This window comes from Azonexus sp. GW821-FHT04F04, from assembly GCF_059420025.1.
This window is the reverse complement of sequence record NZ_JBWKSX010000002.1, coordinates 238,434-259,965: the sequence shown is the minus strand read 5'-3', so window position 1 is coordinate 259,965 and position 21,532 is coordinate 238,434. Positions and strand designations below refer to the sequence as shown.

Below are 21,532 nucleotides of genomic sequence, written 5' to 3'. Positions count from 1 at the left end.
ATCAGCAAATGAGCGACTACCGTGCGCCCGTAAAAGATATGCGTTTCGTCATGGACGAACTGGCCGGTTTCAAGGAACTGAGCCAGATCGCCGGTTTTGAAGACGCCACGCCCGACCTCGCTGACGCGATTCTGGAAGAAGCCGCCAAGTTCACCGGCGAAGTCCTCGCGCCGCTCAACCGCGTCGGCGACAAGGAAGGCTGCAAGCTGACGCCAAACGGCGTGACAACACCGACTGGCTGGAAAGAAGCCTACAAGGCCTTCTGCGAAGCAGGCTGGAACGGCATTACCTCGCCGGCGGATTTTGGCGGCCAGGGGCTGCCTGACACCTTGGGCATCGCCGTCAAGGAAATGGTCTGCTCCGCCAACCTGTCCTTTTCGCTCGGTCCCTTGCTTACTACCGGCGCCGTTGAAGCGCTGCTGACTTGCGCCAGCGACGAGCTGAAAGCGATCTACCTCGAAAAGATGATCACCGGACAATGGACCGGCACGATGAACCTGACCGAGCCGCAAGCGGGCTCCGATCTGGCGCTGATCCGCTCGCGCGCCGAGCCTCAGCCTGACGGAACGTATCGTGTTTTCGGCCAGAAAATCTTCATCACCTACGGCGACCACGACATGACGGACAATATTGTCCACCTCGTGCTCGCCCGCCTGCCTGATGCGCCGGCCGGGGTGAAGGGCATTTCGATGTTTCTGGTGCCCAAGTTCCTGGTCAATGCCGACGGCTCGCTTGGCGCCCGCAACGATGCCCACTGCGTCTCAATCGAACACAAGCTCGGCATACACGCCAGCCCGACCTGCGTCATGGCCTACGGCGACAATGGCGGCGCCGTCGGCTACCTGCTCGGCGAAGCCAACCGTGGCCTCGAGTACATGTTCATCATGATGAACGAGGCCCGCCTCGGCGTCGGCCTGCAAGGCATCGCCCTCGGCGAACGTGCCTACCAGCAGGCCCTGGCTTTCGCCCGCGAACGCAAGCAAGGCCGCGATGCGCTCACCGGTGAGGCGTTGGTTACGCTCGACAAGCATCCGGATATCCGCCGCATGCTGATGCTCATGAAGTGCCGCGTCGAAGCCAACCGCGCCATGACCTACTACACCTCCGGCCTGCTCGACCGCGCCCACGCGGCTGGGCACACCGAAGAAGGCAAGCGCCAACTGTGGCTCGCCGAATTCATGATCCCCATCGTCAAGGGTGGCGGCACCGAGATGGGCATCGAAGTCACCTCGCTCGGCATCCAGATCCACGGCGGCATGGGCTTCATCGAAGAAACCGGCGCCGCCCAGCACTGGCGCGATTCACGCATCACCACCATCTACGAAGGCACCACCGGCATCCAGGCCAACGACCTGCTGTTCCGCAAACTCATGCGCGACCAGGGCGCCACGGCCAAGGTCATCTTCGGCGAGGTGTACGCCACGGCCAAGGCGCTCGGTGCTTCCGGCAAGCCCGAACTGCAAGCCATCGGCCAGCGCCTCGGCGTGGCGCTCAAGGCGTGGACGGAAGCCACCGAATGGCTAGCCGCCAATGCCAAAACCGACCTATCCGGCGTGTTGACCGCAGCAGTCCCCTACCTGCACCTCGCCGTCACCGTTTGCGGCGGCTGGTTCATGGGCAAGGCGGCACTGGCTGCTGCCGGCTATCTCGACAAGGGTGAAGGGGATCTGGCCTTCTATCGGGCCAAGATTGCTACGGCGCGGTTCTACGCTGACCAGATGTTGCCGCAGGCGACGTCTTATGGCGAAACAGTTAGGGCTGGGGATGCTGCCCTGGCCGGGGGCGGTGAAGAGGTGTTCTGATTCCAAATGGCGTTGATGGGTGTACGAGCTTCAACGCCCGAATGGTTACAAATAAGAAAGGCGCCTTGCGGCGCCTTTCTTTCATTCAAGCGATATCTTGTGTATGACCTACTTTAGGCCACCAGAACTGGAAACCTTATTAACCAGGAAGACAGCATTTTGGGTCTGGGTGACCTGGTTGTTTACCGACTTGCTCACGTTGCTTAGGCCACCAATCGAACCTGCTTGTTGTCCGTAGAACGAACCTTGAACTGTTCCGGAATAAGAGACATTGTTGGCGTTGACCAAAGCAGTCGGGCTAAGCGAGTTTGCGACAATGTTCGCACCCACGACGTCACCGTTCGCTTTGAAATTCATTGCTTTGCTGTCAAGCCCACCGTACCAGACACCGCTCCATGTGCCCGGTTTGAAGTTGACAGTAATGGCCACATGTCCTTGACGATTTCCATCAAAACTGCCGCCGGAATACTTGGCAACCACATCCCCAGCCTTTTGGGCATCAAGGTAGGCTTGAGGCGTGGCTACGCCGGCAACATAGAAACCATGCGTGGTCGTTGATGATTCGCCTTCATAGACATACAACTCATTATCCTGGCCGCTTGTGTAAGCCCAGACAGTACGGGAGTACTCGCCAACGGCAACCTGTTCGTCCTTTGCCTTGAGGGTGTCAGTGAATGGCTTGTCAGAAAGCAATAGGAAGAAGGTTGGGTCAATCGCATTCGTGGCTTCGTCGGCATTCCTGTTGTTGGAGAAACCATTGATGAAGCCATAACTGTCACTGGATTTTCCTTCGTAGGCGGAAAAATGCGCCAAACTGTTATCTGTGTTGTTCCACTGTTGGCCTTCGCTGAATTTGAGATAGCTTTCCGTAACCCAGCGCAACCGACCATTCACGAATCTCAAAACAGAGCGGGTATCCCAAACCTCTGGACTAACATTACCGCCACCAAAATTTGCCCACATATCTCCGCCCGATTGCGCCAACAGCGAACCACTCTCAGTTGAAGCCAGGCGCCAAGAAACGTTTCCTTCGCCTGGGGAGCCATCAGGGGCTGTCAGCGTCAGGGCAAACAGTCCGCTTGAATATTGCTGTTTCTTCGGACTTCCTTCTGATCTGTACCGCGCTGGGCCATTTTCATCCGACTTGGATTCGGTAAAGATCGAATATCCACACCAGTCACCAGCACCACAGATGTTCGAATCAGCCGGCAGAGTAATTGTGCCAGGAAGGTTGCGATAGCTATCGCCGCTACCCGCGCCAAGGAGTTGAACTGTATTTACGTTTGGGCCTCCGGCGGCCGGTTCGACAAAATCTGTCCATGCGCCCCAGCTGTCGACAGAGTCCTGTGAGATCAACACCTTGCCATAGGACCTGACCTTGCTCCAGTCATCCTCATGGAGTTGCTGCGATTCCTTGGCGAATAGCGGGCTATTGGCAAAAAGGGCAACGATACATGTTGCGATAATGGTGCGATTGTTTTTCATGATCTATCCTCTAGGTCTGTATGTGGATTAACTAATCTTTACATGGGCTTAGTTTAGATAGACATTTACAATGTGTCGCTTTCTGTCAGCTGGCTTATGTGATCTATTTCTCACTTCAGGCGAATGAATTTGTTGTGCCCGGAGCAGGAAATAAAAAAGGCGCCGAAGCGCCTTTTTTGCGGGCTGTCTGGAGTTTTCGTTATTCAGGTTTGACTGACGGTCCAGTGCTATAAACTTTGTTGACCAAGAAGACTGCCGTTTGGGTTTGAGTGGATGGCATTTGAGCTATACGTGCGTCAACTGGCGGCGTATAGGTCTTGGTTACGGTAGAAACACCACCGATCGATCCAGCTTGTTGGCCATAGAACGTTCCCTGGACGGAGCCTGCATAGGAGGAACTGCTTCCTGAATACAGCGCGGAGACACTGTTTGAACTAATGTTCGCGCCACTGATGTTGCCTTCTGCCTTGAAGTTCATCGCGCCGGTCCACTGTCCTTGCCAAGTCGCTGGGGCAAACTGGACCTGAATCAACACTTTCCCTTGGCTGGACCCGTCGAAACTGCCGCCCGCGTAATATGCCCTGATATCACGGGCTTGCTGGTCAGCCAGATAAGCTTGGGGTGTGGCGACGCCTGCAACGTAGTAGCCATTTGTTCTGGCCGTTGATTCGTCCCAATACCGATATTCTTCATTGCCGCTTGTATATGTCGCAACCTCGCGCTCAAATGTTCCAACAGCCACTTCCTTGTCTGCACCCTTGACTGCAAGTGCAAACCAGCCATATCCCACTTCGCTTGTTGCTTCACTGGATAACCAGTTGTGAGAAAAGCCGGTTGCCGAACTGCTTTCCCAGCCAGAGTCGGTTTCATTTCCTGTCCACGCATGGAAATGATGGAGTCCATCATCCCTATACCAGCCGTAGCCACCACCAAAGTCTGCCGGAATACTTGCGCCCGAATCGCTGAACGTTGGATCGGTAGCACCAAGAGGAGTAACACGCCAGAAAACATTTCCCTCCCCTCGACCGCTTCCAGCGGTAATGCTTGGGTTATCGGGAGTCGGTGTCAGCGCAAATAAACCTGCACTCCACGGATCGGATGGCTTGTAGTACGAGCGAGTCAGAATTTCTTGGCCGCCGGTTGAAGAGTTACGGTATATGGCGTAACCGCACCAGGTTCCTGCTGCACAGCCTTCACCTTTAGTTACCACAACGACCGGATTGTTACGATACGGATCGCTTCCGGACATTCCGGGCATGGCAACAGGGGATGGTGCTCCGGCCGCTGGTTCTACGAAGTCTTCCCATGGACCCCACTGATTGACAGAGTCTTGGGCAACGACAACCTTGCCGTAAGAATGGACATTACTCCATCCACTTTCGTGGTACTCCCACTTATCTTTTGCAAACACAGTACCGCTGATGAAGAGGGTGGCGATACACGCTGCTATAACTGTGCGTTTTGTTTTCATGATATCCCTCACTACTTGACTGAAACGATGATCTTTCTTCCACTGTAGGGTCCGACGGTATGAAATCAAGCCGGGGTTTTACACTTTTTTACAACGCATATATCGAGCCAATAAATTTAATTTAAATTAATCAAGTGCTTGGGTTTTTGTTGCGAGGTTGCTGTAAAGAATTTCGACGTATATTCATCGTTTTGTCTTGGTCGAGCAGGAAATAGGGGACGAAAAAAGGGCGCCATCGGCGCCCTTTGACTTTGAAGCTAAGGTTGTGTTGCTTTAGAACGAACGGCCCAGATTTACGCCTACAACTTCGCGTTCGTAAGTGTAGATGCTTACGTTGGAGTTGTTGTCCGTGAATTGCCAGCTACCGGACACACGCCAGTCTTTCATCAGACCTTCCTTGAAGTTGTGGCCAAAGCCGACTTCAAGGCGATGCTCGGTTTCGTCGCGGGCAACGTTAAAGACTGGTTCCACGCCATCGAACTTCGTGTCCTTGTAGCTGTAGCGGCCATATACAGAACCATTTTGCCAGGCGACAACGTTGGCACCAATGAAGGCTTCCCAGCCATCATTGCTGAAGCGGTTAGCCGAGGCTTCTTCCATGAAGACGTGAGCGCCACCCTGAACGGCCAGTTTCCCTTGCAGGAACAGATGGCCGTATGAGAGGCCGGTGGAGTAATAGTTGCTGTCGCGCCCGGCATCGATGGCTCGATCGAAATTCTTGTTCAGCACCAGGGCATCCCAAGTCAGCTCACCGTTTTTAAGTTGCAGCGTAAAAGTCGGGGAAACGGAGGTATAGAGACCGAGGTAGTCGCCACCGAGATATAGGGCATCAGCTTGGAAATTGAGCTTGGTACGCCATTTGTTCGGAGCAACCCAGCCCGGGCCGGTCGATAGCGAGAGGGCCGTCAGATCGAAGTCGGTTTTTTCGAAATAACCCTTGTGATACAGGCCGGCACTGGTTTGCCAGATTAGGCGTGACGCTGTTTCGCCAAATCGAACGACCGTCGGAGAGTTATAGGTGTGCGTAATGCCAGCCTGAGCAACTCCTGCCCAATCATGCTGGGGGGTGGAGCCGGGTTGGAGGACCAAGCCACCGGGCAACGTGGCGCCACTCGGGCCGACGTTTACGTTGGTGTCGTACAGAAAGCCAAGCGAGATAGAGGGCTCAAAGGTGTGTGGTTTGGCAACCAGTGCTGCTTGGTCACGCTTGATCTGGGCTTGGAAGGCCAGTACTGCCAAGCGAACGTTTTCCGGAGTCTTGGGGTCGTCAAGGACTTTCTGCGCCTGAATGTTGGCCTGATCCAGGTTAAGTGCCCGAAAGTAGGCAACAGCCAGTTCCAGGCGAGCACGATTGAGCGAGGGATTGTTGCTCAATACTGTTTCAAGTGCTTCGATGGCGCTGAATACCTGACCTTGTTCGCGCAGGAAGATGCCTTCCTTGAAAAGTTTTTCCGTATCGACTGCTTCTTGGGCGGTAGCGGCCGATATTCCGGCAAAGGCCAGAAAGACAGGCAGGCAGGCGCGTTTCAGGGAGCCAAAGGTTTCTGCTTTGCGAGCATTCATGTATCGTACCTCTATAGTGACTGTGGTGATTTGGTAACAAAACGTTAATTTTCGTAAGTGTAAACGGTACCTACTGCTCATGTCATGAGATTGCTTCCCAAGATGTGTTTAGCGGCGGAGTATGTAGGTTTTTTACAACTGTAAAGTTATTCGACAGTAAACTTGCATATGCGATAGTTCGGAGCATTCCTGTGCAAAATGTATTTTTGCCTTACCCCGGCCGAGATTGATACGTGCAAGTCACTTTTTCAGTATGTATTCAGGTGTTTTTGTATTTGGTTGGAGCCTGCTTCTCAGTTGTCGCCACCGCAGAGAGCCTGTCACTTGACCACAAACTCTTCAGTTCCAGAGAGGAGCGCAAGGAGGGGTTTTCGATCTTTCCCCAGTGGGTGTCGGTTATGCGTCGTCATGCGGAGGATCGCCCGAGCCCAGAGAACTGTCCGATTAATCTTTGCAAGGTGCCGGAGTGGTTGGAGATGATCAGCTCCATGCGCGGGCATGCACCTCGCGAACAGGTCGCAGTGGTGAACGATTTCTCCAATCGCTTTCGCTATGTTCTGGATCAGGACAATTATGGGCGTTCGGACTATTGGGCGATTCCGCGTGAATTCCTGACTTTAGGTGGCGATTGTGAGGATTTCGCCATCATTAAGTATTTTTCGCTAAGACAGTTGGGGGTTCCTGCTGAGTCCTTGAGGGTTGTGGTTGTTCAGGATGCCAATCTTAGAATTCCTCATGCGGTCTTGGCAGTTTATATGCGAGATGATATTTATATTTTGGATAATCAGGTTCGGGAAGTTGTTTCGCATCAAAAGATTGCTCATTACGTTCCTGTTTTTTCGCTGAACGAGCGTAATTGGTGGATGCATTTGCCATGATGTGTAGTGGCTATCATAAATTGTCAAAGCACCAAGCGAGACATATGATTCATTGAGGTAAACGCATGTGTGACACCAATTTTGTGCTGCCTTTGTCTTTGTACATGCCAGCATCAGCAAGTGTTTCGGCTAATCCATTGGGCGCCTGTGAATGCCCTGTTGCCAGGACTGCAAAATCATGAAAACCCTAATGTGGCGTAAGCAGTGGGCTCCAGCAATTCTTGCGCTGGGGGTGCTCCTGATTGCAGGTCTCTGGGCAATCATCAACTATGCGGCCAGTGAGAAAGAGCGTGATCTGCGTGCTTGGGAAACCTTGCTTGGTGTCGTTGCCGAGAGCCGGGCTCAAAGCCTCAATCAGTGGATAGATACGCAATATGGGGTGGTCAGGGAACTGGCCGACAACGCGTCGTTGCGTTTTTATCTGTCGCAACTGGTAGCTGCCCCGGATGCGGAAAACATTGACTCCCAGGCAGCACAATTCGGTTACTTGCGTAACCTGCTGGAAACAACGGCGGAAAAAAATGGTTTTTCCCTGGCAAGCCAAAAGACAAAGGTTCAGGCCAACATTGCTTCCGCGTCCGATTCGGGCATCGTTATTGTGGATGCTGCCGGTAAAACAATTGTTGCGACTTCTGGCTTTCATACAGACGCTGTCTTGAAGGCGACACTGCTCCGTGCAATAGAGTCAGGCAAGCCAGCCCTCCAGGATCTGTATGAAAATCATGGAGGGGAGGTGGTGCTGGGTTTCGCTGTCCCCGTATTTTCCGTTCAGTCAAATGATGCCGGGCAGAAGCCGATCGCTGCGATCGCCGGTGTCAAGCGGGCTCGCGATGAACTGTTTCCCTTGCTGTTAAGGAAGGGAACGCTGACGAGTGCTGACGAAACCTTGCTGGTGAGGCAGGAGGGGGATTCAATTGCCTTCCTTTCTCCGCTGGCGGATGGTACCGCGCCGCTACGCAAGCAGGTTTCGCTGGCTGCCGTGAATCAGGTTGAAGTTGAGGCGCTGACTAAGCCCGGGGGCTTTTTCATCAATCTGGACTATGCCGGACGAGAGGTTTTGACCGTGAGCAGGAGTTTTCGCCAGACTCCCTGGGTGCTGGTCCAGAAGATTGATGCTGTCGAGGCTCTCAAGGAATCGCGGGATCATCAGCGCTTTCTCATTATTTCTCTGACCTTTGCCATTTTGGTAATTGCCGCAGGTTTGATTGCGGCGTGGTGGCATGGTGCCAGCGTCAAAGAGCGATCGGTTTCCGAAGTGCTACGCAGCAAGTCTCGTGAATTGGCTGATCAATCCGCATTGTTGATGAGCGTCATGGATGGCACTCCGGACCTTATCTTTACCGTAGAACAGGAGCGCCTGAAGTTCTGCAACAAGGCATTTGGCTCCCTGGTCAACGAGGCTCCGCAGGCGCTCCGGGGGAAAACGCTTTCCAGCATCGTCGGGCCGTCTGTTGCTCACCGGATCGACTCTCTCGTGCAGGAAAGCCTGCGGACATCCCAGCCAGTGTCCCGGATGCTGGATCTGGATATTGGCGACATCGCCAGCCATAATTATTTTTCTGCGGTGCCTATCCCGACGAATGAAGGGCCGGGGCAGGTGCTATGTTTGGCTCGCGACATGACGGTCGAGCAGGACGCGCAGAAAAAACGTCAGGCGCTAATGAATCAGCTTGTCGGAGTACTGACCTGCATCGTTGATTCTCATGACCCCTTTTGCACCGAACACTCGATGCGTACGGCTCTGGTTGCCGGAGCAATTGCGCGCGAACTGGGTCTCGATGACTCGGCTGCGGAGACGCTCGATATGGCAGCTAAATTGGCAAACGTTGGAAAGATATTTGTGCCGCGGGAATTGCTGACCAAACGGGAAGTACTGTCGCCCGAGGAACAGAAAATCATGCAATCACACGTACAGCACTCCGTGGCGGTACTCAAGGCGATTGAGTTCGAGGGGCCGGTCATCGATGTCATCGCCCAAAAGAGCGAGCATCTAGATGGTAGCGGCTATCCTGCCGGGCTGAAGGAGTCCGAACTCTTGCTCGAAAGCCGGATTCTGGCGGTTGCCAATGCCTTTGTGGCGATGGTCAGCGCCCGGGCCTATCGCGCAGGCGTGCCCTTGGAGCAGACCCTCGACAAGTTGTTGAACGAGAGTGGCTCCAAATACGATCGCCATGTTGTCGCGGCTTTATTCCATGTGGCTGAAAATCGGCCGGAATGGATCAAGTGGTCAGCACCATCGGCAGATGCCTCATGATTAGATGAGGTGGGGCCGATAGCCCGTTGTTGCTGAAACAAAAAAAGCCGCCCGGGTCGAGGCGGCTTTTTGCGAGTTGGCGACGCGATTACTGCTTGATAGCTTCAACAGCAATATCGATGGTCACATCATCACCAACGTAGGGCGCGTACTTGCCCATGTTGAAGTCGGTGCGCTTGACGGTGACCGTGGCGGTACCACCGATGGCATCCTTTTTCATCATTGGGTGCGGCATGGCCAGGAAGCCGGTGACCTTTAGGGTAACCGGCTTGGTCACGCCCTTCAGGGTCAGGTTGCCTTCGATGGAGGCCGGCTTGTCGCCTTCAAACACAACCTTGGTCGACTTGAAGGTGGCAGTCGGGTACTTGGCGGTGTTGAGAAAGTCTTCGCCCTGGATGTGCTCGTTGAAGGTCTCGGAGCCGGTGCTGACCGACTTGGTGTCGATTACGAGATCAATCTTGGCAGTTTTGGCCGCCTTGTCGAGGACGATGGTGCCGGTGGTCTTGTCGAAGCGGCTCATCTGGACCGAGTAGCCAAAGTGGCTGTACGAGAAGCGCGGGAAGCTGTGTGTGCCGTCGAGCGTGAAGGTTTCCGGGGCGGCCAGGGCCGGGGCGGCGGCAGCAATGGCGAGAGCGAGGATGGCGAGTTGTTTTTTCATGTGATTCTCCTGTGGTGGTTTGGGGTTTATTTCGTTGAAGCGGTGATGCGGAACTTGATCTGGACGTCGTTGGCGACGATGTCGAACTTGGCCCAGGCGCCTTCGCCGATGGTGAAGTCGGCGCGGCGGATGGTGAAGGCGCCATCGAAGACGGCCGTGTTGCCCTGCGCCGTGAAGGTGGCCGGGATGACGACATCCTGCGTTTTGCCCTTGATGGTCAACTGGCCGGCGACTTCGACCTTGTTACCGCCGAGTGCCTTGACGCTACCGGAAACAAACTTGGCAGTCGGGAATGCCTTGGTGTTGAACCACGGCTTGCCGGCGACTTCCTCGTCGCCTTCGGGGGCGCCGGTGTCGACGCTGGCCAGTTCGACGTCGAGGCTGGCCTTGGCAGCGGTTGGCTTGGCCGGGTCGAAACTCAGCTGGCTGGAAAACTTCTTGAATTTCCCGTCGACCGCAACACCCATCTGTTTGTAGACGAAATTGACGGCGCTTTTGTCAGCTTGCACCTGGGTGTATTCAACGGCATGGGCGGCCGGGATCAGGGTGGCGAAGGCGAGGGCTAGGGCGAGGCGTTTCATGTTCAGTTCTCCTTGGAGTGGCGAGGCAGGATGCGGGTCAGGATGTCGTCCTTGTCGATGAAGTGATGTTTCAGTGCAGCGCCGATGTGACCGAGCAGCACGACCACGAACAGCAGGTTCAGGCTTTGGTGGACGAGGGCCAGCAGATCGCCGACTTCCTTGTTTTTCTCAAGCAGGTCGGGGATGGGCAGGACGCCGAACCAGACGGTCTGGAAACCTTTGGCCGAACTCATCAGCCAGCCGGACAGCGGGATGGCCAGCATCAGCCCGTAGAGCGCCAGGTGGCCGGCGTGGGCGGCGAACTGCATGAGCTTCGGCATACTGTCCGGCAGCGCCGGCGGGCGGTGCGTGAAGCGCCAGAGCAGGCGAAAGCCGACGAGCAGGAAGGCCGTGACGCCAGCCCATTTATGCCAGGAATAGAGCTTCAGCTTGTCTGGCGACAGCGGCAGGTCATGCATGTAAAAACCGAGGGCCAGCAGGCAGAAAATCAGGACGGCCATGAGCCAGTGCAGGAGCTTGGCGGTACTGGTGTAATGTTGGGTTGCCACGGTCAACCTCCTTTTTTGGGCAAAAATGAATAAGCATCCATGGCGATGACGTAATCGTCGATGCCGGCATGGAAGCGCCTGGCTTCGGCGTTTTCACCACCGGCACCGAGTGCGACATACAAGGGCAACAAATGTTCATCGCTCGGGTGGGCTTGGGCACCGCCTGGTGCTTGCCGGCGATAGTCGAGCAATGCGTCAATGTCGTGTGCTTGCAGAGTGTCGGCCAGCCAGTTGGTGAACTGACGCACATAGGCTGGCGTCTGTCCGGTGTTGCGGGCTGCCATCTGGTAGTCGCGCAGGTTGTGGGTGAGGTTGCCCGAGGCGATGACGAGAAAGCCTTTTTCCGTCAGCGGCGCCAGCGCCTGACCCAGCTTGTAGGCCTGGACCGGGCCGCCCCGGCTCTGGATGGAGAGCGGAATGACCGGCACTTCGGCATCGGGGAACATCAGGCGCAGTGGCACCCAGGCACCATGGTCGAGGCCGCGCCTGGCATCGGTGGCGACCGGCAGGCCGGCGGCCCTCAGTGCGGCAACGACTTCTTCGGATGCCTCGCGACAGCCGGTGGCCGGGTAGCGGATTTCGTATAGTTCATCCGGGAAACCCCAGAAGTCGTGAATGGTTTCCGGACGCTCGGCGAACCCGACGGTCGGTTCGGCCGTATCCCAGTGGGCGCTGACGATGACGATGGCGCGTGGCAGGGTCAGCGATCCGGCCATGGCCGACAACGCAGCGCCAGCCGCACCCGGGCGCAGCGCGAAAGTCGGCGCACCGTGCGGAACAAAAAGGGTGGGTTGAATCTGTGTCATTGCGGCAACTCCTGTGTCGATGGACGCACTTTATGCCTGTTATTTGGATCGAAATAGCCGACAATGTGCAAATTACTATTGCTGGAGTTGCAACAATGGATCGCCTCGAAGCCATGCATCTCTTCGTTCGGGTCGCTGAACTCGGCAGCTTTTCGGCCGTGGCGCAGCAACTGGGCGTTGCCCGTTCGGTGGTGACGCGGCAAATCGCTGCGCTGGAAACGCATCTCGGCGTCAAGCTCATGGCGCGCAGCACGCGCCGGCTGGCCCTGACCTCGGGCGGCACGGCCTATCTGGAAAAATGCCGGGTCATCCTCAATCTTGTCGAAGCGGCCGAAACCGGCGTCGCCGAGGAGCGCCTGACGCCGCGCGGCAATATCCGCATCAGCCTGCCGCTCAGTTACGGCATGAAACGCCTGGCGCCGATCCTGCTCGATTTCTCGGAGCGCTATCCGGAAGTCTCGCTCGACATGGATTACAGCGACCGGCGCGTGAACCTGATCGAGGAAGGCATCGACCTGTCGATCCGCATCACCCGGCGCCTGGAATCGGGTGACGTAGCGCGCAAGATCGGGACCAGCCGCCTGCTAGTCGTCGCCGCGCCGGAATATCTCAGTCGCCACGGTCAACCGGAAAAACCGGCCGAATTGGCAAACCACGTCTGCCTTGGCTACACCAATGCCGGCAGCAGCCAGCTCTGGCAATTCATGGTCGATGGGCAGCTTGAGAGCTTCCATATCCGCAGTCGCCTCAACGCCAACAATGGCGACGTGCTGACCGAAGCGACGGCCCAGGGGCTGGGCATCAGCTGCCAGCCGGATTTCATTGCCGATAGCTTCCTGTCCAGTGGCCGGATCGTCGAAATCCTGGCCGAATATCCGATTCCCGAGCTCGGCATCTATGCCATTCTGCCGAGCAATCGCCATGTCCCTCACCGCGTCCGGGTGTTGATGGATACGCTGGCCGAACGGCTGGCCGGGCAGTAGCAGGCCGGAGTGCCGAGTTATCGGATCACAATTCTTTACCGAGTCACGCCAACCATGATGCGGCCTGCGCGTTAATATTTGACGACAGGCGACACTTGCGCCTGGCATTGATCGTCACGTGAAAGAGGTTTGAACAATGGGTATCGTGTGGACCATTCTGGTCGGCCTCGTGGTCGGCGTCATCGCCAAGTTCCTGCACCCCGGCAAGGACAACATGGGCTTCATTGCCACCATCCTGCTCGGCATTGGCGGCTCATTTCTGGCCGGCGTGCTTGGCCAGGCTATGGGCTGGTACCGGGCTGGCCAGGGTGCAGGATTTGTCGCTTCCGTGGTCGTCGCCATCTTGCTGTTGGTGGTCTACGGCCGCCTGCGCGACAAGGGGTTGAAATGAGCAAGGCTCTCCTGATGCTGATTACCGGCTGCCTTGCCGCGGCAACTGCCCAGGCTGGTGCGCTGGTCGATCTGTCGGCCCAGGCCAGTCGCCCGGCAGCGAACGACATGGTGCGCGCCAGTGTGTTCAGCGAGGCCAGTGGCAAGAGCCCGGCTGAACTGGCCCAACGCGTGAACACCGATGTCGCCGAGGCTTTGAAGCTGATTCGCAGCAAGCCCGGAATCTCGGTCAAGAGTGGCCAGCAGTCTACCTACCCGGTGTACGGCCAGGCGCAAAAGATCGACGGCTGGCGCATGCGCAGCGAGCTGGTGCTTGAGTCGAAGGACCAGGGTGGCGTTTCGGAGTTGCTCGGCAAGCTGCAGCAAATGCGCCTGGCCGTCGGCGAAGTCAGCCTGCTGCCGTCGCCGGAAACCCGCCGCAAGGTCGAAGATGAAGCCACTCGTGAGGCGATTGTCGCTTTCCAGAGCCGCGCCGGGGTAATCGCCGAACAACTCGGCAAGACCTGGAAGATCAAGCAACTCAACGTCCAGCAGGGCGGCGGCATGCCGATCCCGATGATGCGTGCCGCTCGTGGAGTGATGATGGCGGCAGAAGCTGCTCCGGCGCCGCTGGAGGCCGGCGAAAGCCTGGTTACGACAAACGTTAGCGGGCAGATCGAGCTGGCCGACTGAATGCGGTCGCATTGAACTTGAAATGCAACGCCCATCGGGGGGCGTTGCTACGGTCAACTGGAAATTTCGCCCGAATTTGAAATGTCGTGCCTTGCTTCAGTCATCGGCCAAAGTCCTGTTTTGGCAAGGGTCTTTGGCTTGGAGCGGAATGAATTTTTCGGGCTGGCAATGCTCTGTGAATTTGTTCACAGACACCTCGGAACGCGCAAGACAAAATGAACTCCTCGACAAAGGAAGGCAGCAACATGTCACTCACCAGCACCAAGGCAAACCCAACGCAAACTGGCAGTAAAGTCGCCAGCAAGGGGAATGCTCATGCTGGTGAAATCGATCTGTCGGTATTCAGCCTTCGGGACACCTTGAGCAACATCACGGTTCGTGAAGCAAACTTCAGCGAGTTTCTCTCGGCGCTCAAGCAGTTTGGCTCGCCCGCGACAAAGCAATAGATTTGTCGGGCGGCAACTGCAAGCGGGATGGTGCCCATGGGCAGGATCGAACTGCCGACCTCTCCCTTACCAAGGGAGTGCTCTACCACTGAGCCACATGGGCAACCTGATGCTCCTGACGGGGTCGAAGTAAGCGCTGTATAAGCCGTGGTTACTCAATTTCTTCTGATTTGATCTTTTGGATCCCGTCAGAAATACCGTCAATTGCTATGCGCCTGGGTGTCCAAAGAATTTCTGGATACCTGTAACGCGACTGGTGATCACGTTCAAGCGGGGCGCATTGTAACAGCCTAGTGGCCGCCGTGTTTGGCAAATTTAAGGTTTGAAACGCCATGTTGCGTGAGGGACGGACGTCTGTCAGTGTTTCCAGCGGACGGCTACGCCTCGCACCTGTTCCCGGCGCCTGTGTGTCGTTCGCCGGGATAGATGCTGATATTTCAAGGACCTACTTCGCTTCTTGCCAGATTCCGGTCTCAATTTGGTCGAAAAATGTCAGCTAGGTATGTGTGCGAGCCAACATACGTCGAACCAGGTCAGAGTAGCATTGGCGCCAACTGCCGAAAGGGCAGGTGTGGCAACGGGGGAAAATATGAGCAAGAAGATGGCTGCCCTTGTGCTGGTCTGGCTGACGCCGTTCCGGTTTTAAGGGATCGATGGTGCGCGCCGTCCCCTGGAGCTGAGTTGCAGGTGATTTTAGAGTCCAACCCCAAAAGGCAAGGCGATTGGACGTGAAGAAATGTTTTACCGAAGAACAGACCATTTTTTTGGTTCATCGCGCTTTACCGGGGAAAGCGGCCTTGATTTTCAGGAAGAAGTAGGCTGAATCGCGAAATCCGTAGGCCATGCGCTTGATGACCTTGATGCGGTTATTGACACCTTCGAGGATGGAGGAATTCATCGGATAGAGGGCGGAAGCGAGGATGCCTCGAAGGTATTTCCGAAGTCGCTTGGCGAACTGGATGGCGGGAGCAAGCTTGCTATCGAGGGCAAGGCGATACCAGCGCCTCCATCGTTGCGCGCCTTCCCGGACGGATGGGGCAAACCAGACTTCCTTGAGTTCGGTTTTCAGGAGATAAACGGTTGCCAACGGTGCGTTGGCGGCAAGTAACTCTTCAAGTTTGACGGCCTGCTCCTCCTGCAGGTTGTCCCGGTTGCGCAGCAGGAGCCAACGGCTGCGTTTGATCACTTTTCGAGCCGCCGGTTGCTCGCGCAGGGCGTTGGTCTGATCGACGCGGACGCGATCGACCACATCACGGCCAAAGCGCGCCACCACGTGAAAGAGGTCATAGACGACTTCGGCGTTGGGGCAGTGTTTCCGCACTTCCAAATCGAAAGCGGTATTCATGTCCATCGCGACGGCTTCAATCTGTCGGCAAGCTTCTTCCCCGAGCAATTCAAAGAAAGGCCGAATGGCCTCCCGACTATTGCCTTCTCCGACCCAGAGCACCCGCATGCACTGGGCGTCCATGACGACAGTGGCGTAGCGATGCCCTTTGTGCAGCGCAAACTCGTCCATGACCAAATGCCGGCTCCCCTCGGCGTTGAATTCACCATGTAGGCGCGCCAGTCGTTGATGGTCGATGGTTTTGATCGTGTGCCAGTGCAGCCCTGTCAGTTGGGCTACATGAGCAATCGGCAGGAGTTGCGCCAGGGCTTCCACCCAGGCCCGGAGCCGGTGGGTGATTCGGCTGCGCCTGTCCAGCCAGGCAATGTGCTCCACCATCCGAGCACCACAGTGGTGGCAGTCCATCCGACGAATCGGCACATCCAGCCAGACTCGACGATCAAACCAGTCGCGCTCTCTGATGCGTCGCCGATTCCGTTCGTGAACCAGAACGCAAGGAGCTTGGCAGGCCCCGCAACGGGCAGGTATTTCCGGTGCTTCGGAGAGACTGATCAGTAGTGAGCCGTCGGCCTCTTCGCGGCACGAATCAACCACATGCCCTTCCCAGAATTGAAGGGCCAACATAGCATTCGACATGGCAGGGGTTTGGAAGATTGACTTGTTTGGCGACTATCAATCTACCAACTCCGAACCTCTGCCTCCTAGCCCTTGGTCAATCCGTCAAGCCCCGCTTCCCCGGTAAAGCGCGATGAACCATTTTTTTTGGGGGGGGCAGGCGGCCAATTTTCCGTGCAAAGGTAGTTGTGATGATTTTAAAGTAACTATACTATTTATCATATTTGACAGAACTGGCGCGAGCGGCACCAATGTTGGACTTTTTTCTCTTCACACCGATTTATGGCAAACGTAATTCGCACAGAGGGGTCTGTAAGAAGCAACAGATGTTGGTATCAACACCAATAAAGCATCTGGTTGGGCTGATGCATTTCAAACGGTTCTGCTGGTTTCTTGGTGCTCGCGGCTCGACGATTAAAACTGGGTTTGTCGCGGCCGAACTCGAATGTGAAAGAGGTGTGAGACGTGGAAACAGCCATCCTGCTAAGTACAAATGCGCTTCTTTCTTCCGCGGCGGCCGTCATTATGTTCGTGGTCTTGCGTACGCGAAAGACCTATCCTGGATTCGGTTTCTGGACTGCCGGTGTTGCGGGTCTTGCTCTAGGAGCCGCGATGCTGGTGCCAGGTGCCTTGCCGCCAACCTGGATTGTGCGTGTATTGCGAAACGCCATGTTGCTTGGTGGATTGCTTTTATTGCTTCGGGGCATGCTGGTCTTCCGGGGGCTTCAGTTTAGCTACCGCTGGGAAGCTCTGTTTTCGCTCGCCTTCTTCGTTGTATTCGGCTACTACAGCCTGGACCCAGCCCAGCTCGATGCGCGTATCGTTATCTATTCCGCATTGGCCGGCATCCTCAGTTTGGCAATTGCCGTCGTTACCCTGCGCTACCGTCCGCCCTTCTTTGGCTCCAACGACGTCATGCTGGCCCTCTGGTTGCTGGTTTTTTCCATCTTTTGTTTTGCCAGACTCGCTCAGGAACTCAGCCACGCGGATGTCAGTACTGCTTTCGAGCTTTTGAAGGGTTTTGGCAGTATTTACGCAGTAGCCCAGATACTGACCGTGCAATTGATTACGCTGACTTTGGTCAGCATGAATTCCCAACGTATCGAATACGATCACTCGCTCAGTGAGTCGCGCTTACGGGAGAGTGAGGCACAGTTGCGCTCGATCGGCGACCACTTGCCTGATGGTTTTGTTTATCAATTCGATATGCGCGACAGCAAACGCTTCTTCAGCTACATCAGCGCAGGTGTCGAGAAGATGCTCGGCTTGAGCCCTACTGACCTGATGAAGGATGCGCAGCCACTGTTTGCGTTGATGGCAAGCGATTCATATGCGCAATACATCGAGGACGAGGCGCGCTGTCTGCGCGAAAATTCGGAATACTCCGGCGTTTTGCTGTTCCATCCAGTTGATGGGCGAAAGGTCTGGTTGCACGTACGTTCGGCGCCGATGCTGCGTATGTCCGGAGAGACCGTGTGGGCAGGGGTTGCCGTTGATATCACCAAACTCAAGGAGGCGGAAGCCGAACTGGAACGCCATCGGAACCATCTGGAGACAATGATTGAGGTGCGGACAGCGGCTTTGTCAGATGCCACGAGGGCGGCTGAGGCCGCAAATCTTGCCAAGGGGAATTTTCTGGCCAACATGAGTCACGAAATCCGGACTCCTATGAATGCCATTATTGGTCTTTCGGCGGTATTGCTTAGAAAACATCAGGATCCGGATACCGCAGACAAACTGGAGAAAATCACCGCCGCTGGAAAACATCTATTAGGCATCATCAACGATATCCTGGATTTATCCAAAATCGAGGCAGGAAAGCTGCAACTGCTGGAAGAGAGGCTGGATATTTCATTGCTGCCTAACGGTGTGTGCTCTATGGTGGCTGAAGCTGCGAACGCCAAGGGCATCCAGCTCAAAACTGAATTGGATTTCCTGCCTCAGTCATTGCTGGGAGATGCCACCCGCCTGACACAGGCGCTGCTCAACCTCGTCAGCAACGCGGTCAAGTTTACTAAAACGGGTTCGGTTACCGTACGAGCTTTCAAGGAGCAAGAGGACAACGACTCAATCTTGCTTCGGTGCGAAGTTATTGATACGGGGGTCGGTATTTCGGAAGAGGCCATGAGCCGGTTGTTCTCTCCTTTTGAACAAGGCGATGCCTCGACAGTCCGCAGCTTTGGTGGAACGGGTCTTGGATTGGCGATTACCAGGCGGCTGGCCCAATTGATGGGAGGGAACGCAGGAGTCGAGAGCGTTCTCGGCGAAGGCAGTACCTTCTGGTTTACGGTGCGGCTGAAGAAAACGGATGGAGAAAATTCGGACTTCAATACGAACCCGAAGAGGGATGTCGTCGAGCAGTTGCGGGAGAGGTTCGCAGGGTCCCGAATATTGCTGGTTGAAGACAACGAAATAAACCAACTCGTTGCCCAGGCAATTCTCGAAGAAGTGGGGCTTGTTTGCGACGTGGCGGAAGATGGAGAAGATGCTGTCGCCAAGTTTGGCGGTTCCCGCCCGGGCACTTACGCCTTGGTTCTCATGGATATGCAGATGCCAAAAATGGATGGGGTGACGGCAACGAAGGCCATTCGACAGCTTGAAGGTGGCAAGGATATTGTCGTCGTGGCCATGACGGCAAATGCATTCATTGAAGATGAAAAACGCTGCCGGGCGGCAGGAATGAACGATTTTGTAGCGAAGCCCGTCGACCCCGACCGGCTTTACAGCACTTTGCTGCAGTGGCTTGGTTAGGAATCGAGCTGCTCGCTGCAAGTAAGACCGAGCGAAGGTGTCCCATGCGATGGAGAAAAACCCTATCGTTTCGCCGACAGACGGGGTTGGACCATCGTCGTTGAGTTTTCTATTTGGCCGCCTTGTGTGAGGTGGTATTCCAGTCGGTTCCGAAGCTACAGCCGTTCGCTGTGCGGCCGGTCATTTATGTAATCCCCGAATCGCCCTTTGGAAAAGGAAAAAATAGGCAAGTTAGTCAAGAAACAGGACAAAGCCGCGCCCCATCCGCAAATTCCTCGCTGAGTTTGCTTTGCTGCGGAATAAACCCGGATCCAGACATTGGCGATCCGTTGCAGGCGCGGCCGGCCAAGGACTTCCATTTGTTGTCGAACCGGTTCTTCAAGCGCCAAAGCATTGCCCCGGCGGGCTCGGTCGGGAGATGCACTCCCTTTGGGAAAGCTGGTTTTAGCGACTTTTCGGCCGAATTCGTCATGCGAATTGCTGTTTCAGAGTGTTCAGTCGCCGATACCGTCAGGAATGTCGGTATTCCATGGAATGGATATAGACGGCGTGGGGCGGATATACAAACGAAAAGCCCCGCCGGAGCGGGGCTTTGGTACTTCATGACTGATCATGAAGTGTATATCTGGTGCGTCCTGACGGGCTCGAACCGCCGACATTCTGCGTGTAAGGCAGACGCTCTACCAACTGAGCTAAGAACGCTGGGGCGCGAATTATAACGAATAAAGTTTCTGGCGTCAGTGTTACGGATGCAGGCAATGGAGTGATCGAGAAATTTTATTGTTATCGAGCCATATTTTCGGTTTCAGTCGATGACGAAAGTCAGTTGGCCGTTCTCACCGGCGTGCAGAAATCTCTGAGTAGCGAGAGAACTTCATGGTTTGTTGGTAATCTACGAACCAATGCCCGCTAATTCTCCAGTTCAGTTCACCTTGCCGGCCCTGGCCGGCTTGAAACTCTCCGAGTTGATCTCGGCGCTCAGCCATGCGCTCGACATTACTGAAGGGCAGCCGGAAGGTCACTGCGTGCGTTGTTGCTGGATCGGCATGCACGTCGGTCGTCGCCTCGGGCTTGGCGACGACGATCTGTGGAATCTTTATTACACCCTGCTGCTCAAGGATCTGGGCTGCAGCAGCAATGCGGCGCGCATCTGCGAGCTCTACCTAACCGACGACCTGAGCTTCAAGCGCGATTTCAAGCAGGTCGGCGACAGCCTGCCGAGAGTGCTCCAGTTCGTGCTCAGCCACACCGGGCTGAGGGCGCCACTGGCCGAGCGTTTTCGCAGCGTCATGACGATCATGCGCGACGGCGAACAGATCGCCACCGAGCTGATCGCCACCCGCTGCCAGCGGGGTGCCGAAATCGCCCGCCTGCTACGTTTTCCCGAGAGCGTGTCGGCCGGTATCTACAGCCTGGACGAGCATTTCAACGGACAGGGCAAGCCGCACGGCTTGGCCGGCGAGGCAATTCCGCTTTATTCGCGCATTGCGCTACTGGCTCAGGTGATTGATGTTTTTCATACCTCGGGCGGCCCGTCGGCCGCTTTCGAGGAGGTTCGGCAGCGTGTTGGCGGCTGGTTCGATCCCGTTTTGGTGGCGGCATTCGAGCAACTGGAAGGCGACCACGCCTTCTGGACAATGCTGGCTTCGCCTGATGTCATGACAGCGGTGCTGGCGCTTGAGCCGGCCGGGCATGTCGTGGCGCTTGATGACGATTATCTCGACGACATCGCCGCTGCTTTCGGCCAGGTTGTCGACTCGAAGAGCCCCTACACCAGCGGGCACAGTGCGCGGGTCGCGCTCTACGCCGACCTGATCGCCGAAACGCTCGGTCTGGCGGCAGACCGTCGGCGCTGGCTCAAGCGCGGTGCGCTGCTGCACGATGTCGGCAAACTTGGCGTCAGCAACAGCGTGCTCGACAAACCCGGCAAGCTCGATGACGAGGAGTGGGAAGCGGTCAAGGCGCACGCGATGTACACCGAGACGATCCTCTCGCGCATCGACGCCTTTACCGAGCTGGCGCAGGTGTCGGCCGCCCACCACGAACGCTTCGATGGCAAGGGTTACCCGCGCGGCTTGACGGCGAAAGATATCTGCCTCGAAACGCGGATCATTACGACGGCCGATATTTTCGACGCGATCACCGCCGAACGCCCGTATCGCGGCGCTGTGCCGATTCCCAAGACGCTGGAAATCATGGCCGAGAATGTTGGCACGGCCATCGACGCGAAATGTTTTGAGGCGCTGAAACAGGCACTTGCCCGCCTGCCGGCCTGAATCCCCCG

At 56.0% G+C, this 21,532-nt stretch carries 17 protein-coding genes and 2 tRNA genes; 9 read left to right on the top strand and 10 right to left on the bottom strand.

Translation table 11 applies throughout. The features are described 5' to 3' along the window. Positions 1-8: 8 nt before the first annotated feature. Positions 9-1,802, top strand: coding sequence for an acyl-CoA dehydrogenase C-terminal domain-containing protein (locus AC07TV_RS06585; RefSeq protein ID WP_494647605.1), 1,794 nt, complete (start codon positions 9-11; stop codon positions 1,800-1,802). Positions 1,803-1,910: 108 nt separating this feature from the next. Here AC07TV_RS06585 and AC07TV_RS06580 read toward each other — a convergent pair whose 3' ends face one another. The 3 genes from AC07TV_RS06580 to AC07TV_RS06570 all read right to left on the bottom strand — a co-directional run bounded on the left by AC07TV_RS06580 (position 1,911) and on the right by AC07TV_RS06570 (position 6,321). Next, positions 1,911-3,287 (bottom strand): transferrin-binding protein-like solute binding protein, encoded by a 1,377-nt coding sequence (locus AC07TV_RS06580; RefSeq protein WP_494647604.1) that lies wholly within the window; start codon positions 3,285-3,287, stop codon positions 1,911-1,913. A 199-nt stretch (positions 3,288-3,486) separates the two neighbouring features. Then, positions 3,487-4,758, bottom strand: coding sequence for a hypothetical protein (locus tag AC07TV_RS06575; protein ID WP_494647603.1), 1,272 nt, complete (start codon positions 4,756-4,758; stop codon positions 3,487-3,489). A 273-nt stretch (positions 4,759-5,031) separates the two neighbouring features. Continuing rightward, entirely contained in the window at positions 5,032-6,321 is a 1,290-nt protein-coding gene (locus AC07TV_RS06570; RefSeq protein ID WP_494647602.1) for a tetratricopeptide repeat protein, read from the bottom strand. Positions 6,322-6,554: 233 nt separating this feature from the next. On the opposite strand from AC07TV_RS06570, the gene AC07TV_RS06565 reads away from it, so the two are divergent. Together AC07TV_RS06565 and AC07TV_RS06560 are read left to right on the top strand one after the other, a co-directional pair. Further along, positions 6,555-7,199, top strand: coding sequence for a transglutaminase-like cysteine peptidase (locus AC07TV_RS06565; RefSeq protein WP_494647601.1), 645 nt, complete (start codon positions 6,555-6,557; stop codon positions 7,197-7,199). 178 nt (positions 7,200-7,377) lie between these two features. After that, positions 7,378-9,453, top strand: a complete 2,076-nt coding sequence (locus AC07TV_RS06560) for an HD domain-containing phosphohydrolase (protein WP_494647600.1) — start codon at positions 7,378-7,380, stop codon at positions 9,451-9,453. Positions 9,454-9,541: 88 nt separating this feature from the next. Here the strand turns inward: AC07TV_RS06560 and AC07TV_RS06555 are convergent, their stop codons facing one another. The 4 genes from AC07TV_RS06555 to AC07TV_RS06540 are packed head-to-tail and all read right to left on the bottom strand — an operon-like array spanning position 9,542 to position 12,046. After that, on the bottom strand, positions 9,542-10,111 hold the full coding sequence (locus AC07TV_RS06555) for a YceI family protein (RefSeq protein WP_494647599.1): 570 nt from the start codon (positions 10,109-10,111) through the stop codon (positions 9,542-9,544). Positions 10,112-10,137: 26 nt separating this feature from the next. Beyond that, on the bottom strand, positions 10,138-10,692 hold the full coding sequence (locus tag AC07TV_RS06550; RefSeq protein WP_494647598.1) for a YceI family protein: 555 nt from the start codon (positions 10,690-10,692) through the stop codon (positions 10,138-10,140). Between the two features lie 2 nt (positions 10,693-10,694). Beyond that, positions 10,695-11,246, bottom strand: coding sequence for a cytochrome b (locus AC07TV_RS06545; protein ID WP_494647597.1), 552 nt, complete (start codon positions 11,244-11,246; stop codon positions 10,695-10,697). Further along, the gene (locus tag AC07TV_RS06540) at positions 11,243-12,046 is read right to left on the bottom strand and encodes a DODA-type extradiol aromatic ring-opening family dioxygenase (protein ID WP_494647596.1); all 804 of its coding nucleotides are present in this window, start codon (positions 12,044-12,046) and stop codon (positions 11,243-11,245) included. The genes AC07TV_RS06545 and AC07TV_RS06540 overlap by 4 nt, the downstream gene beginning before the upstream one ends. Before the next feature lie 95 nt (positions 12,047-12,141). Between AC07TV_RS06540 and AC07TV_RS06535 the strand changes: the two genes are divergently transcribed. The 4 genes from AC07TV_RS06535 (at position 12,142) to AC07TV_RS06520 (ending at position 14,537) form a co-directional block, all read left to right on the top strand. After that, on the top strand, positions 12,142-13,029 hold the full coding sequence (locus AC07TV_RS06535) for a LysR family transcriptional regulator (RefSeq protein ID WP_494647595.1): 888 nt from the start codon (positions 12,142-12,144) through the stop codon (positions 13,027-13,029). A 136-nt stretch (positions 13,030-13,165) separates the two neighbouring features. Further along, positions 13,166-13,420: a GlsB/YeaQ/YmgE family stress response membrane protein gene (locus AC07TV_RS06530; protein ID WP_494647594.1), complete on the top strand. Its 255-nt coding sequence runs from the start codon at positions 13,166-13,168 to the stop codon at positions 13,418-13,420. Beyond that, a complete protein-coding gene (locus tag AC07TV_RS06525; protein WP_494647593.1) occupies positions 13,417-14,091 on the top strand; it encodes an SIMPL domain-containing protein in 675 nt (224 codons plus the stop codon). Before AC07TV_RS06530 ends, AC07TV_RS06525 begins: the two co-directional genes overlap by 4 nt. A 245-nt stretch (positions 14,092-14,336) precedes the next feature. Then, positions 14,337-14,537 (top strand): hypothetical protein, encoded by a 201-nt coding sequence (locus tag AC07TV_RS06520; RefSeq protein WP_494647592.1) that lies wholly within the window; start codon positions 14,337-14,339, stop codon positions 14,535-14,537. A gap of 28 nt (positions 14,538-14,565) precedes the next feature. Here AC07TV_RS06520 and AC07TV_RS06515 read toward each other — a convergent pair. Both AC07TV_RS06515 and AC07TV_RS06510 read right to left on the bottom strand, forming a co-directional pair. Continuing rightward, positions 14,566-14,640: transfer RNA gene (locus AC07TV_RS06515), tRNA-Thr, on the bottom strand. 666 nt (positions 14,641-15,306) lie between these two features. Beyond that, positions 15,307-16,518: an ISL3 family transposase gene (locus AC07TV_RS06510; RefSeq protein WP_494647591.1), complete on the bottom strand. Its 1,212-nt coding sequence runs from the start codon at positions 16,516-16,518 to the stop codon at positions 15,307-15,309. A 444-nt stretch (positions 16,519-16,962) separates the two neighbouring features. On the opposite strand from AC07TV_RS06510, the gene AC07TV_RS06505 reads away from it, so the two are divergent. Further along, positions 16,963-19,248 (top strand): PAS domain-containing hybrid sensor histidine kinase/response regulator, encoded by a 2,286-nt coding sequence (locus tag AC07TV_RS06505; RefSeq protein ID WP_494647590.1) that lies wholly within the window; start codon positions 16,963-16,965, stop codon positions 19,246-19,248. Positions 19,249-19,874: 626 nt separating this feature from the next. Here the strand turns inward: AC07TV_RS06505 and AC07TV_RS06500 are convergent. Next, positions 19,875-19,950: transfer RNA gene (locus tag AC07TV_RS06500), tRNA-Val, on the bottom strand. A 200-nt stretch (positions 19,951-20,150) separates the two neighbouring features. Between AC07TV_RS06500 and AC07TV_RS06495 the strand changes: the two genes are divergently transcribed. Continuing rightward, positions 20,151-21,524 (top strand): HD-GYP domain-containing protein, encoded by a 1,374-nt coding sequence (locus AC07TV_RS06495; RefSeq protein ID WP_494647589.1) that lies wholly within the window; start codon positions 20,151-20,153, stop codon positions 21,522-21,524. The last annotated feature ends 8 nt before the right edge of the window (positions 21,525-21,532 follow it).